The following is a 14,073-nucleotide window of genomic DNA, read 5'->3' on the forward strand; positions in this document are numbered from 1 at the left end:
AAGGCAGACAAAAAGATGGGCACAGAGCTTTATATTCCACGAACCGGCCACGGTTAATCATTTACCCCCTGCCTCACCGCGCCTGTTTTAATCTATGTTTTTCTCAATATTGAACCACTGGGGAACCGGTCCCACCACCGGTACCGGGGTAGTTGCCCCGGTATAGACTGCGGCGCGTTGTTTTTGGGTAAACGTGCCAAGATCAAAACGCTTCATCCACCGAATCATTCGTGATGCGTCCATCTGGTGACGGGCCAGCCAAACCTGCTTCGTCCCGTACGGCAGTTGGTGATAGATCCTGACCATCTGTTGTTTCTGAGTATCGCTATAGGTGATAAGCCCGCGATCTAAAGTGTTGGGGATAAACACGACTGCCGCAGCATCCGGCATAACCAACTCACTATCAGCAAGCGTGGCACCGGGCGCAAGCGTGACAGGCGGCAACGCGAGCACATCACGAGCAGATGGCAGGCTTGCACGCCGACGCTTACGAGTCCTGTCGAGATCGGGGTTGGTGTTGTAATCTGCCCAATCCTTCTCGGGTGGCTTGGGGATCAGCGGGGGAATATCGTGCGGGGACATGGGTGTGGACCTCCTTCGGGTGTTGGCCCACAACCAGCCTGCCACCTAGGGTTGGGGCCTGGAGTTTTGTATTTCCCCAGGTCGCAGCCCCTGCGCGAGGGAATTTGGTGCACGCCTACCTGTCCAGGAGCTCTACCATCCGTGGAACCACCACATGAAACGTAGCGGCGGCAAACCTGACCACAGTCCACCCCTCCAACGCTAAATCCAGGTTGATCCGGGCATCCTTCTGGCGCTGGTCATACTCCCAATGATGCTGGCCGTCATACATGATCCCGAGGTTGAGCGGTTCGATGGCGAAGTCGAACGTCGTCACGAGGCGGCGACCCCTATATACCGGCACCTGCTCTCCTAGCTCTAGCTGTCGTGCTTTCGTCACAGTTTGGAGGAGCAGACGCAGCTCTGTCTCGCGCGGCGAGTCGGCGAACCTGCTGGACAAATTAAGCACCTTCAACAACCACGGGCGATCAACTCTGCCCCACGCGGCCTCAAGCAACGCGTCCGGGGAAACCTGCAGATGCCGGCGAACACAGTCGACCAACTGCACCGCCCGCACCAACAGTGGGTCCAACCCATCAGGCACGACCGCTGGTGGCTGGTATGTTCCCTTCCTTAGTATCTGTAGCGCCTGGACCGTGGCATGAACTGGTGACGCCGCGAGAATTAATTGCCCCGGGTAGCGTACTTCTTTCACTAGGATGCGTTCGGCACCGCGGCGGGTGACACCAGGCTGCGTTGGGGATGGGGCGCGCGTTTTCCGGGTGGGGCCGATGAAGGTCAGTGGCGCTGTGTCTACAAGGTAGGGCAGCTGATACAGGGCGAGCGCGGAGTACCCACTCGCTATGTGGTGGGGTCGAGGCTCCGCGTAGTTGAGAATTTGCTGAAGTACGTCTGATTGGTTTGTTGGTGTATATCGCATAGCTTTTAGACGCCCCCAGGGCCTGTTCGGTTCCGATGAGCACACCAAATTCCTATTTTTCGGGGAGTGCAGTCAGCGTTTCCCCAGGTCGCGTCCGCCTTGAAATTGAATTTGGTGCACAGCCCGACGGTCGTGACACCAAATTCCCTCACAACCCCATTGGTGACCTAGGGAAACCCCAGGTCGCGTTAACTGCGTGGAGGAATTTGGTGTCGGGGGAGATGGGTCGCACAAGCCACACCCGCCACATAAGAAAACATTTAGAAAGTTGCGGAGGTTTAGGAAAAACCCTTTTAGAGGACTACCCTGGGAGTGTCATTGGCTTTTGCTGCAGAAAGGATTTGTCGTGGCAAAAAAGTGCGGCCGGGCAGCAGGGGAAGCTCGCCGGGCGGGTTCGCGTTCGCGGGCTCGGTTGCGGAGGGGTGTTGCTGTTGCGGCGGCGGCGTTGATCGCGACGCCGTTGGTGCAGGTCGCGGGGCCGGCAGAGCAGGTCGGGTTGCAGGCGCAAGCCTTTGCCCAGGCCGCCCCGCAGGCGAAGCAGCCAAAGGGGCCGACGATAGCGCAGACGAATCCGATCTCATACAAGTTGCTGGAAATCAAGCCAGGCAAGCTGGGGCGCTCCGAGCTGGAGTCGGGGGAGTTGGCGACTGTATCCTGGCCCGAGCGGCTTTACAAGCAAATTGACTTTTCAGGAGTGACGTGGCGCCCTTCGCCCACGAGTCTCAGTTTTTCTCCGGGTGGGGTGAAGCGCTACCAGGTGAGTGTGTGGGCACCCGAGATTGGGGTACTTGCCACGGTCTATGACAGGGAGGTGCTGTCGGGGAACGAGTCGGTTTATAAGTGGAATCCTCAGAAGTTTTTGGATGACCAGTCGCAAATTCACGAACTGGATTTCGACATGAGGTTCACGGATGGCTCGGTGCAGGAGAAGGTGGTGTTGCCGCTGCGTCTCTTGGGTCTCGACGGCCGCCTCGCCAACGATCCTGATGGGGACTTCGATGGCGATGGTGTGTCTAACAGCGAGGAGGCCAAGTCGGGGGCGAACCCGTTCGACGCCAGGGATAAGGGCGTGGCGAAGAAACCGTTGCCGAAGCTTCCGGAGACGACAACGCCTACGCCGACGCCGACGACCAGCGCGCAGCCAAAGCCGCAGCCGAGCAGCTCACAACCAACCAGCGCGCAGCCAAAGCCAAGCACCACGCAGCCAAAACCGTCGCCGACAAGCACGAAGCCGACAAGCACGCAGCCGAAGCCACAGTCGCGGCCGACTTTCATGGCGGAGAAGTACGACCCGTACCCGGGCGAGTTGCTGGTGCGGTTGACGCCGGGAGAGGAGTATCGAAGCGGTACTCCGTTTGGTAGTGCTGAGGTGCCAGTGCGCTCGATTAGGTATCGGGGCGAGCAAGGGGGCAAGAAGTCGCCGGCGTTGGATCGCGCGCTTGTCGACGCCACCGATGGCAACAGGTTCGTCGTGAAGGCGAAGGGTTTGGAGGCGTTCGCGCAGGCCTACGAGCGTGAGTTTGGGAATTCGAAGCCGGAGTTTGAGCGGGCTGCGAAGTGGTTTATGGATACGTTCGTGACTCATGCGCGGGTGGAGGTGGAGTACCCGGATAATTCGGCTGATGCGAAGGACTTCCTGGTCGGCTTTTTTGGTGTTGACGAGCGTGCGTTCTCCATCCCCACCGCGGACTTTGACGGTGACGGTGTGAACAACGAGGATGAGGTTCGCTTGGGGACGAACCCTTTCTCCGCCGACAGTAAACCGCATGAGAAGCCGCGGTTCCCGATTACGTCGAAGAGCTTGAAGCCTGGCGAGGTGTATGAGTTTGTGCCGTCGACGAAGCTTGACCCGAACACGAAGTTCTTGGGTGCGGAGGGGCTCCAGGTGTCGCTGACGAAGGATGGCAACGTGCGTGTTGTCGGCAGCAGGGACAGGAGTAAGCGCGAGGTTTCTTTTCAGGTGTGGGATCCGCTGTATAAAGAGTTGGCGACGCTCTACGTCGAGTCGGATTTCTCGGATGCGTGGTCGACGATCAATGTGCAGGCAGGCACGACATTCGAGACGAATGTGATGACTCAGGATGAGGTCAAGAGTGGCTTAGAAATCGTTTCGACGAGGGAAGAGCTGGAACGCAATGGGGTGCCGGAGTGGGTCGCGATTGGCGGCGACGGCGTAGTTTTCCTGAACCCGCCACGCTCGGAGGGCGCGACGAAGGGCGCGCGCCGCTATTGGGTGCGGCTGTCCAACGGAGAGGAGCGTGTGATCAAGGTCAACGTGCTTGCTCCGGCGTCGTATGCAGAACTGTACAGCCTGCAGTATTCGGACGTGTTTGTCCGACTGGGGCATAAGGCACGGAGTCATGCACCGCTCGCGACGGTGGTGCATGGTGCTAGTGAGTTCCTGAACCAGCCGATCCCGGACGAGGCGCAAGTCTCCTACGAGATCGTAGAGGGGGAGGGAGCGAGCGTCGTCGCGCATGAGGGCACCGCGACCGACGACGAGCAGCCAGGCATGGTGACCTTCGACGCCACAAATGGTGGCCTGAAAGCCGGTGACGTGGTGAAGGTCGTGGTAAGGGCCTCGTTCGCCGACGAATCTGCTCAAGAAGTCCCCGTATACTTCAACATTTTGCCTCATGAGCTTGCGGGTAGCTACGAGCACGCCTACGAAACGGGTCGCGCGGTTCTGCCAGGGAGGCCGATTGTGCTGCACAGGACGGATATTCGCAACGTGCCGGAGGGTACCGAGTTCCTGTTCTTCGAGGACGTTCGGGGCAACGAAAACTTGGCGGGGTGGCAGGTCTCCGTGAACCGTGACACCGGCAACCTGGTGGTGCGTGCGCCGGAAAATGGTGCGCGTCCGCTGGACGCGGTGGTCACGGTGGCGTACCCGGACGGCAGTTCCACGGAAGTACCGTTCCACGTCGGGGTGAAGCATGGCACTCCGGACGCTGAGACGTTCGCGCCGAAGTATACGCAGGAGACATTGATTGGTGGCACCCGTACGTCGTACGAGATGTTGACGCCGGTGCCCAAGGGCACGAGCTTCTCGATTGAGGAGAACGCGGGGTTGGATGTGGGCGTCGATACGCAGACGGGCCGTATTACAGCCGTGCTGCCGGAGGGAGCGCCGGGCGGTGCGACGTACAAGGTGCGCGTGCGCGTGAAGTACCCCGACGGCTCCGACGAATTTATCGACGCCCAGCTCCGCAAAAAGGCGACCGCCGACGACGAACGGCCGCGCTGGAGCGACATCTACGTCTTGCCGGGCGAGCTCGCATCAACTCCGCAAGCCCGACGGATTCCGCCGGAGACCACTTTCGGTATTGATGCCACCTTCGCTGCGAGAGGCTGGCAGGTGCACGTCGATAAGTATTCGGGCAGGCTGCAGGTACTTCCAGATGCCTCAGTGAAGCCGAATACGAAGATTGAAGTGCCCGTCGTGGTGACGTTCAAGGACGGTTCCCAGCGCACCGTCAAGGTACCTGCGTACGTGCGGACGCCGCGGCAGCCCTCGACACCGACGCCTAAGGAAACAACGACGCCGACGCCATCCCCAAGCACGAGCACGCCCACGCCAATACCGGAGCCGGACCCAGCCCCCGAGACTGGGAGTTCGGCAGCCGGGTGGATTACTGTAATTCTCGGTGCGCTTGGGTTCCTGGTGGGTGCTGGCTTGCTGGCGTTGCAGGAAATTCCAGTTGTTCAGTCGAATCTCAATCACCTGATGCGTGACTTGGGCTTGAGGAGGTAAAAGGGATGCGTTTCCACAACACAGTGATTGCGGGTGCGGTAGCGCTCGCGCTCGGCATGGGCGCGATGACGACGGTCGATACTTCCGCCGAACCCCTCGACGACGCCATCGAGACCCAACTCCACATTCGTAAGAGCTACCACGAGGCAACTCTGACCTACGTGAACAAGAAGTCTGTGGCGGGCAGGCTGGAAAACCAGGTCGGTGTGATCGGTTGGGCTGATGGGCTCCTGGTGGCGCCGATCGCGAAGAATACGACGGAGAACTCGCCCGAGGACGGCGTGACGGTTCTGGAACTCACCGACCCGCGCCGCAACGTCACCATGAAGCGGACCTTTACGCTCAAGGGCGACGAAATCCACGTCGTCACCGAATTGACCAACAACGCCGATACTGCTCGTGAGCTGGCGATTCGCATGTACAACCATGCGAAGCCCTTGAACGGCGCCATGGTCGCCGCGCAGTACGGGGACGGCCTGCGCGGCGAGGACAAGTCCTCCTACCGTGTCGACGCCACCTTCCCAGGCGCAACGGCGCTTGCCTCAGCGCAGGATACGGCGATGCTTCCGAATTGGAACGCCGGACCTAGCAAGGATTCCATTGGCCGCGGCGAAGTTCTCAGCGGCACGTGGGTCCAGACCGTCGACCCCGGCCAAACCATGCGCGCCGAGATGACGGTCAAGATCGAAACGCAGCTAGGTGCGCTGGACTCTGATGGCGACGGGCTGCTCGACATTTGGGAAATGCAGGGAGCGAATGTGAATGACGTCTATATGCCATTGCACCGCTGGGGCGCAGACCCAAACAAGAAAGACATCTTCCTCCAGATGAACTGGATGAAATCCGAGTGGGAAACCGAAGGCTGCCAGGAAGCCACCCGCTTTGCCGTCAACCCTGAAGGCTTCGCACGCTACGACGCCTGCTCGAAGATGAACACCAACGTCTACCGCCCATCCGGGCTCATCCTGGACCAGCTGGTGAAGAAATTTGCCGAGCACGGCTACAACCTGCACATCGACGCAGGCAAGGGCTACTCCAAGAACTTCGAAGCCCGCGACGACGAATACCGTGGCGGACCGATCCTGGACTACAAGGACCACTACTTCAACTCGCCGGAAACGTCCGGCTCGGAGCTCATCACCACCTCAGTTGACTTGCTCAAGGAACGCGAAGGCATCTTCCGCTCCGGGGTCATCGGCGATCTTATGGACGCCCCCTCCGCCGACGGAACCATCAACTATGCCACCGGCCGAGCACTCATCGGCGGCACAAGCTTCTACGTCTCCAAAAACGCTCGCATGGGTGCCGAAGACAAAGTGCGCAACACCATCATGCACGAGCTCGGTCACAACCTTGGCCTGAACCACAACGGCATGCTGTGGGTTGACGGAAAGCGTCAATCCGTCTACGAATGGACCAAGTATGGCGACTGGCTCAGCGAACGCCCGTCCGCCATGAACTACGCCTACCAGTTCGTCACCTTCGACTACCAAGCAGAAGACAAGACCGGCAACCAGGCGTCCCCCCACCCAGGCTGCGCAGGCGCCCCTGACTGCTACGTCGGTGAATGGTCAGTCCCATCCGAGTGGAAGAACCTCAACGTCAAGGCCGGCGGCATCGGCGATATCTCCGTCAAGCCCGCCGACCCAGACTCCGAGACGGACAAGGAAGCCGAGCAGAAGCGCGGCCTTGAGCGCGACGCCCGCGAACTCGACGCCGCCGCCGCTCTCAAGAACGACGGCAAGGCCGACTTCTACATGGCCGACGAAAACAGCATCGCCACCGTGCGCGCCGACAACAAAATTGTGGGCACCATCGGCAACCGCGGCTACCACGACCACGAATTCACCGTCCGCGCCTTCTATGGCAAGGACCTCTCCCGCATCACCCCCGTCCAGACCATCAAGATCAAGGGCATCGGCGACGCCAAGGAAGCCGGGCCGCAGTCCCGCCAGGAAATCCAGATCCCGATCCGGGACAGCCAGCGACTCTACGGCTCCTACGTACCGGTCTTCGTCCAGATCGAAAACGAACAAGGCAAGATCGTCTTCAGCGAACTTTTCGACATCAGCCTCCTCGACTACACCGAAGACGAACTGCGCCGAGTCAGCACCCAACTCGGCGACACCCTCCTCGGTCGCCGCGCGTCCGCACTCCTTTCCGAAGGCAAGTTTGGTAACTACGAGAACACGAATCGTCGCAACCTCGCCGACACCAAGGAGCTGACGGCCCCCGCCCGCCCAACGTCGCAGGCACCTGCGACGACTTCGAAGGCATCTCCTTCACCGGCTCCAAGCACCGCTGCGCCAGCAGGGCCAACCACGCAGGACACCAATGCCAACGACGGCAAAGGCGGCGTCGACGAGAAGACACGCAACACGATCCTTATCGTTGTCGGCGTGCTGCTCGGCATCCTCGGGCTGGGTGGCGCGGCCGCCGCCGTGATGGCGAACAAGTAGGGTCTTGCTCAGTACTCCCGCCCCAGCCTCTGCACCAGATTCCTTGGTTTTGGGCTGGGGCCGCTGCGTTTCGCCTGGTCGCTGGTTGTGCGTGGGGGAATTTGGTGTCTGGCTAATCGGTGGGGACACCAAATTCCTTGATTTTGGGCTGGGGCCTCGGCGTTCTCCCAGGTCGCGACCGCTGCGCAAAGGAATTTGGTGGCGAGCGGCCGGGGGCAGCATGAGCGGCCGGAGCGAGCGCCTACTGCAGCGCTGAGGTCAGCTTCATCACGTTGTCGACGTAGCGTCGGTACCACGGCCGCGTGTTCCAACGATCCAGTGTGAGCTCGCGTGTCACCGACAGGTACGTGTGGGCGAGTTGGTTGAGGTTGCGCAGGAGGGGGCCGTCGCAAATGAGGAGGGAGCTTTCGTAGTTGAGTGAGAAACTGCGAATGTCCATGTTGGAGGAGCCGAGGACGCCGACGGCGGCGCCAGGTTCCTGCGCAGAAGGATCAACCAGCAGGAGCTTGGTGTGCAAAATGTAGGGGGCCGGGAACTCCCAGATACGCACGCCGGCCTCGAGTAGCTGCTGGTAGTAGGAGGATTGGGCGTGCTGCACCATGAACTGGTCCGCCTTCTGGCTGACCAACAAGTCCACCCGGACGCCCCGGTAGCAGGCGGTCGTGATGGCCTCGAGGAGGGAATCCTCCGGCACGAAGTAGGGGGAGCAAAGCACAAGGTGTTCTTTGGCGTGGTGGATCAGCGTATTGAACATCCGCAGGTTCGGCTCTGCCTGGTAGCCGGGGCCGGACGGGATGAGCTGCACAAGGCTGGAATTGTCAGCGCCCGCGCAATCCTCGGGGGCAGTCAGCTCGATGGGTTCGCCGGACTCCGAGTACCAGTCCACCGCAAACAAGGCCTCGATGGAGGTCACTACGGGGCCACGCAGTTCCACGAAGGCGTCCACCCACTGGCGGCCGGCGGCGCGGTGTTGGCGGGTGAGGTAGGTGCGGTCGATGAGGTTCATGGAGCCCATCATGGCGGTGTGGCCGTCGACAATGATGAGTTTGCGGTGGTTGCGCAGGTCCGGGCGGCGGAAGCGGCCCTTGAGCAGACTCAGCGGCAGCATGAGGTGCCAGTGGATCCCGGCCTGGTCAAGGCGCTTCTTCAGGGCGCGGAAGCCGGGGTATTTCATGGAGCCGATGTGGTCAAACAGCAGGCGCACGTGCACCCCGCGGGCCACAGCACGCTCGAGCGCCTCAAACACGACGGCGGTAGTGTTGTCCCAGGCCACGGCGTAAATCTCGATGTCAACGTAAGCCTCTGCTTCGTCGACGAGCTCCGCGATCCGCACCATGGTCTTTTCGTAGTCGGCCCACATCGCCACGGCGTCGCCGTGCACCGCCGGGAACCCGGTGAGCGTGCGGTTCAGCGTAATCATCGACGCCACCTCCGGGCCCACGTCCTCCCCGCCGGGGATGTCCGGCGTTTCCGAGTAGACGTCGTTGAGGACCGCGTTCGCTTCCTTCTGGATGCGGTGGCGGCGCTGCGAGACGTACTTCGACCCCATCAGCAGGTACAGCGGCAGGCCCACAATCGGCAGCAGCAGAATGAGAAGCAGCCACGCGTTCGCGCTCGACGGCTTCCTATTCGACGGCACCACGCCAATCATCACGAACTTAATCGCATAATCGACGGCCATCGCCGCAAGCTGCCACACCGAAAAGCCACTGAACAGGGACAACATTGCTAACGCACCTGGTCGAGCGCGATGTCGGCGGTGTCGTAGTCGGCGACGACGGGCGCGTGATCCGAAGCGCCCTTGCCTTCCCGCTCTGCCACGTCCACCCAGGCACGCTGCAGGCGGCGGGCCAAGGGGGGCGTCGCTAAGTGGAAATCGATCAACATGCCCTCGTTCTTCGGGAAGCGCATCGACTTATAATCCCAAAACGAATACGGATCGTCGTGGCGGACCTGCTCAAGGCCGGCATCCAACAGCATCTGGAACGCGGCGCGCTCCGGCTCCGTCACGTGCGTCTTGCCCTCGAACCAGGCGATGTCCCACACGTCCTCGTCGCGCGGCGCGATGTTGAAATCGCCCGTGAACAGCTGCAACGCCTGCGGGTCCACCGTCTCGCGCAGGGAGTAGAGGAACTCCAGCTTGTAGTTGTAGTGCGGGTCGCCGATCTCGCGGCCGTTCGGCACGTACAAACTCCAGATATCGACGCCCCCACAATTCGCCCCAACCGCGCGGGCCTCCACAACTGGGTCGCCCTTCTTCGCAAAGGCGGGCTGGCGCTCAAACTGGGTGCGCACATTGTCCAGCCCGACCCGCGAAGCAATCGCCACACCATTCCACTGGTTGTAACCCACGTGGGCGACCTCGTAGCCGGCCGCCTCAAACGTGGAGTAGGGGAACGTGGCGTCCTTCGTCTTCGTTTCCTGCATGGCCAACACGTCGACGTCGTGGCGGTCAAGGAACGCGGCGATCCTCTCCGCTCGCGTCCGTACAGAATTCACGTTCCAAGTGGCGATGCGCATGTCAATACCCTAGCGCAGACGCAGGACACGCCGCCGATGGTGGTCATCGCCCACAATTTCCTCCGGGCCGACCTCCCACAGCTCCGGGTGGCGCACCGCGTGCTTCTCCGCCGCCTTGCCGATACGCTCCGGCACCAACAAGCGCACGGGGAGGGAGTGGGCGTCGAAAAACTCTTGGAGTTTCGCCAGCGGCAGCGGCGCGAGCGCCGCCGACGGGCCCAACGGCACCGCCGTGTTCTCCAGCGGGGCCGCGGCCCCAGCGCGGGCCAGCCACCCCTCGACCCACTCCTGCACCGGCGCCGAATTCGCCTCCGCGAGCTCCACCTCTTTTCGACGAATCTCCGAATTGCGCACCGTCCTCGGCGCCAACGAACGCAGCACCACCGGCTCAGTGATGGTCACCTCGCGCCCATCGCGACGCCGCACCCGCAGCGGGTCTAACCCCACAACCTGCCCCAGGGCCTCATTGACCCCGGACTCCGTGCGGTAGCGGACCGACACCCGGCCCCCAACAGAGGGCGCTTCCTGGCGAAACAATTAGTGTCCTTAGTGCCTTAGTGCCCGAACGGGTCTTCGTCCGTGCCCGGCAGCCACGTGTTGCCCGGCTCCGTCCACCCATTCGCCTTAATCGCGCGCTTCGCCTCCCGCTTGTAGCGGCCGGTCAGCACGTCCGTGTACACGAACCCATCCAGGTGGCCGACCTCATGCTGCAGGCACCGCGCGAAGAACCCGGTGCCCTCAATCTCAATCTCGTTGCCGTGCTCATCCAAGCCCGTGACCTTGGCCCAGTCCGCGCGCCCGGTTGGGAAGCCCTCGCCCGGGACGGAGAGGCAGCCTTCGTCGTCCTCGCCGTCATCGCGAGGCATGGTCTTCGGGATCTCGCTCGTCTCCAGCACCGGATTGATCACGGTGCCGCGGCGCATCGTGTCGCCGTCCGGACAGTGGTACACGAACAGGCGCAACGGCACACCAATCTGGTTCGCGGCCAGGCCCACGCCGTTCGCGGCATCCATGGTTTCGTGCATGTCTGCAATGAGTTCCTGCAGCTCCTCGACCGGCTGTTCCACCGGCTTCGTCGGGTTGTGCAGGACAGGGTCGCCATAAATAACGATCGGTCGAATGGTCATGCCTACTATAATAGGCATGCCTGAGCAGCTTTCAGATTCGGACCGCGCCATCCTCAACTTCGAAGCCCACGCCCCGCGCGCCATCGGTGCCAAAGAGGAAGCCATCACCACCCAGCTCGGCCTCACGCCGGTGCGCTACTACCAAAAACTCAACCTTCTTCTCGACGCCCCCTCCGCCCTCGCCGAATTCCCCCAGCTCGTACGTCGCCTGCAGCGGCTGCGCGATCGGTGAGCGGGCCCGGCGCGTTTTGGAACCACTTGCGCACCAAATTCCGGCGGGGCGAAACGGCGACCTGGGGAGACATCCAGGCGCCTAGGGAAAACCAAGGAATTTGGTGCAGCAGCATTCGAGCCTGACACCAAATTCCTACCCGCAAGTCCGGCGACCTGGTGAAACGCCTTGTCGCTGTCCCGAAAAGCTGGGATTTGGTGCGCGTGGGAAGATGTAAACGTCTGTAAAAACGTTTAGAGTGGCGCATGTGACTAATGTGAATCCTGAGAACGAGTACCAGGGCGCCCACCGCCGCGCCGACGAGGACGACTACGACCATGGCTACGAGGCTGCGCCGGCGGCGGCGTTCCCGAAGCGGGGTGTCGCGATGATCCTGCTGGCCGTCGCAGCCCTTCTTTTGCTGTGGGGTATCTACGCCATGAACAAGGGGGACGGTCAGGACGCGGCCCAGCCGACCCAGCCGAGCGCGGCAACCCAAGCAACAACAGCGATCACCGCCCCGGCGAGCCCATCGGAGCAGGCCACTGAGCAGGAAAAGCCAGCCGAACAGACGCAGCCGGCCGAACAGCCAGCCGAGCAGGAACAACCAGCCCCAGCCCCCGCCCCGGCCGGGCTCGCCCGCGAGCAGGCGCAGGTCTACGTCTTTAACAACTCCGGCGTCCCGGACCTGGCCAACCGGACCGCCGGGGACCTCGCCGCTCAATACAGCGTGGCCAACCGTTCCAACGACGCCGCCGCGATGAACATGCCGGAACAAACCTACGGCGTGTTCCCGCAAACCTTCGTGTTCTTCAACCCGAACACCCCGGGTGCGGACGCCATCGCCGCAGAGTTGGCGCAGCGGATCGGAGGCACGCCTCGGGCGACGACGGATGTGCCGGCGAATACGAGTTTGCCGCGAGAGGCCGTCGATAATCCGCAGGCGATCACTGTGGTCCTCGCGGGAGAATAAAACCCCGGCGGGGCCCGCGCGCAGCGTTTAGACTGGCTACCTATGGATCCGTACCGCGAGTTCGCCCGTTCCCCCGAGCCGACACTGGGAGTGGAGTGGGAGATCTGCGTCGTTGATAAAGAGACGCGGGACCTGGTACCCCGCGCCCCCGAAATTATCGACGCCATCTCCGCCACCAACCCAAGCGTCCACCTCGAGCGGGAATTCCTCCAAAACACGGTCGAGCTGGTCACGCCGGTGTGTAAGAATACGAAAGAGGCCGTCGATAAGCTGGCGGAAAGCCTGGCCGTCGTGCGGGCCGAAGCCGACGCCCGCAACCTCGACCTGTGGGCCAGCGGCGGCCACCCATTTTCCGACTTCCGCGAGCAAACCCTCAGCCCCAAAATTTCCTACAAGGAAATGATCAACCGCACCCAATACTGGGGTCAACAAATGCTGCTCTGGGGCATCCACTGTCATGTTGGTATCAGTCATGAAGACCGCGTCTGGCCAATCATCAACGCCGTCATGACGCACTACCCGCACCTGCTGGCCATCTCCGCATCCAGCCCGGGCTGGGACGGGCTCGACACGGGGTACGCCTCCAACCGCACCATGCTCTACCAGCAGCTTCCCACCGCTGGGATGCCGTACCAGTTCCAAAGCTGGGCCGAATGGGTCCAATTCATGGACGACCAGCGCACCTCCGGCGTCATCAACCACACCGGTTCCATGCACTTCGACGTTCGCCCCGCCGCCAAATGGGGCACCATCGAAGTCCGCATCAGCGACGCCACCTCCAACCTGCGGGAACTCGCGGCCGTCGTCGCGCTCACTCACTGCTTGGTCGTCTACTACGACCAACTTCTCGACGCCGGCGAAGCCCTCCCAACCCTCCAACCCTGGCACGTCGCCGAAAACAAATGGCGCGGCGCCCGCTACGGCCTCGACGCCCTGGTGATCACGAGCCGCGAAACCGACGAACGCTGGCTCCGCGACGAGCTCGTTACGTTGGTGGATACCCTGCAGCCTGTGGCTGCTTCCTTGGGGTGTACGCGCGAGCTGAACCTAGTACTGGAGATCATGCAGCGCGGCGCCGGCTACCAGCGACAACGCCGCATCTACGAGATGACCGGCTCCTGGCGCGACGTCGTCGATGCCACCTGCGCCGAGATGCAGGACATGACCTGGGAGTAGTTTGTTTGTGGTGTGCACCAAATTCCCACCTGGGGGTTCGCGCGACCTGGGGAAACGCCTTGGGTTGCTCGCGGGAATCCAGGGATTTGGTGCGCGTGCCGGTCGGCCTGACACCAAATTCCTCAATTTCGAGGGGAGTGGGTTGGAAAACCCCAGGTCGCTGGAAGCTCGTGATGGAATGTGGTGCACAGGGTGGGGGTATGAGTGACAAAGAACGCAATCCTCGTTCGGTGTCAAGTGGTTGTGGACTGGAATCATGGTTAACAATGCATCATCAACGCACACGGCGTCGGCGCGGTCTTACTTGTTGTGCGGATAATCGTGACTTTCTCAGGCAACCCAGTCGGTGTTT

The 14,073-nt window shown here is 61.8% G+C and carries 11 protein-coding genes; 5 read left to right on the top strand and 6 right to left on the bottom strand.

Annotated features, from left to right (window positions below):
- Positions 1 to 87: 87 nt before the first annotated feature.
- Both BJP07_RS11510 and BJP07_RS08680 read right to left on the bottom strand, forming a co-directional pair.
- Positions 88 to 582 carry a hypothetical protein gene (locus tag BJP07_RS11510; protein ID WP_255365966.1) on the bottom strand — a complete coding sequence of 165 codons (495 nt, stop codon included), beginning with the start codon at positions 580 to 582 and terminating at the stop codon, positions 88 to 90.
- Between the two features lie 115 nt (positions 583 to 697).
- Positions 698 to 1,501, bottom strand: a complete 804-nt coding sequence (locus BJP07_RS08680; RefSeq protein ID WP_071567092.1) for a hypothetical protein — start codon at positions 1,499 to 1,501, stop codon at positions 698 to 700.
- A gap of 346 nt (positions 1,502 to 1,847) precedes the next feature.
- On the opposite strand from BJP07_RS08680, the gene BJP07_RS08685 reads away from it, so the two are divergent.
- Positions 1,848 to 5,255, top strand: coding sequence for a YPDG domain-containing protein (locus BJP07_RS08685; protein WP_143111762.1), 3,408 nt, complete (start codon positions 1,848 to 1,850; stop codon positions 5,253 to 5,255).
- A 5-nt stretch (positions 5,256 to 5,260) separates the two neighbouring features.
- Positions 5,261 to 7,714, top strand: coding sequence for a hypothetical protein (locus BJP07_RS08690; protein WP_071567094.1), 2,454 nt, complete (start codon positions 5,261 to 5,263; stop codon positions 7,712 to 7,714).
- A 241-nt stretch (positions 7,715 to 7,955) separates the two neighbouring features.
- Here the strand turns inward: BJP07_RS08690 and cls are convergent, their stop codons facing one another.
- Genes cls through BJP07_RS08710 form a run of 4 tightly spaced genes read right to left on the bottom strand, consistent with a single transcriptional unit; the run spans position 7,956 to position 11,361 of the window.
- Entirely contained in the window at positions 7,956 to 9,437 is a 1,482-nt protein-coding gene (cls, locus tag BJP07_RS08695; RefSeq protein WP_369822349.1) for a cardiolipin synthase, read from the bottom strand.
- 5 nt (positions 9,438 to 9,442) lie between these two features.
- Positions 9,443 to 10,234, bottom strand: coding sequence for an exodeoxyribonuclease III (locus tag BJP07_RS08700; RefSeq protein ID WP_071567096.1), 792 nt, complete (start codon positions 10,232 to 10,234; stop codon positions 9,443 to 9,445).
- A 9-nt stretch (positions 10,235 to 10,243) separates the two neighbouring features.
- Positions 10,244 to 10,771, bottom strand: coding sequence for a hypothetical protein (locus BJP07_RS08705; RefSeq protein ID WP_143111763.1), 528 nt, complete (start codon positions 10,769 to 10,771; stop codon positions 10,244 to 10,246).
- Positions 10,772 to 10,788: 17 nt separating this feature from the next.
- Positions 10,789 to 11,361 carry a peptide deformylase gene (locus BJP07_RS08710; RefSeq protein ID WP_071567098.1) on the bottom strand — a complete coding sequence of 191 codons (573 nt, stop codon included), beginning with the start codon at positions 11,359 to 11,361 and terminating at the stop codon, positions 10,789 to 10,791.
- 16 nt (positions 11,362 to 11,377) lie between these two features.
- On the opposite strand from BJP07_RS08710, the gene BJP07_RS08715 reads away from it, so the two are divergent.
- From BJP07_RS08715 to BJP07_RS08725, 3 genes are all read left to right on the top strand, one after another.
- Positions 11,378 to 11,593: a DUF3263 domain-containing protein gene (locus BJP07_RS08715; RefSeq protein WP_071567099.1), complete on the top strand. Its 216-nt coding sequence runs from the start codon at positions 11,378 to 11,380 to the stop codon at positions 11,591 to 11,593.
- A 247-nt stretch (positions 11,594 to 11,840) separates the two neighbouring features.
- A complete protein-coding gene (locus tag BJP07_RS08720) occupies positions 11,841 to 12,545 on the top strand; it encodes a LytR C-terminal domain-containing protein (RefSeq protein ID WP_143111764.1) in 705 nt (234 codons plus the stop codon).
- A 42-nt stretch (positions 12,546 to 12,587) separates the two neighbouring features.
- Entirely contained in the window at positions 12,588 to 13,721 is a 1,134-nt protein-coding gene (locus tag BJP07_RS08725; protein WP_071567101.1) for a glutamate--cysteine ligase, read from the top strand.
- Positions 13,722 to 14,073 lie beyond the last annotated feature (352 nt).

The organism is Corynebacterium sp. NML130628, assembly GCF_001875665.1.
GTDB lineage: Bacteria > Actinomycetota > Actinomycetes > Mycobacteriales > Mycobacteriaceae > Corynebacterium.

Excerpts from the sequence above, each read along its gene's own strand:
- BJP07_RS08690 (WP_071567094.1), top strand. The coding sequence starts at position 5,261 with ATGCGTTTCCACAACACAGTGATTGCGGGTGCGGTAGCGCTCGCGCTC.
- BJP07_RS08725 (WP_071567101.1), top strand. The coding sequence starts at position 12,588 with ATGGATCCGTACCGCGAGTTCGCCCGTTCCCCCGAGCCGACACTGGGA.
- BJP07_RS08710 (WP_071567098.1), bottom strand. The coding sequence starts at position 11,361 with ATGACCATTCGACCGATCGTTATTTATGGCGACCCTGTCCTGCACAAC.
- BJP07_RS11510 (WP_255365966.1), bottom strand. The coding sequence starts at position 582 with ATGTCCCCGCACGATATTCCCCCGCTGATCCCCAAGCCACCCGAGAAG.
- BJP07_RS08680 (WP_071567092.1), bottom strand. The coding sequence starts at position 1,501 with ATGCGATATACACCAACAAACCAATCAGACGTACTTCAGCAAATTCTC.
- BJP07_RS08700 (WP_071567096.1), bottom strand. The coding sequence starts at position 10,234 with ATGCGCATCGCCACTTGGAACGTGAATTCTGTACGGACGCGAGCGGAG.
- BJP07_RS08715 (WP_071567099.1), top strand. The coding sequence starts at position 11,378 with ATGCCTGAGCAGCTTTCAGATTCGGACCGCGCCATCCTCAACTTCGAA.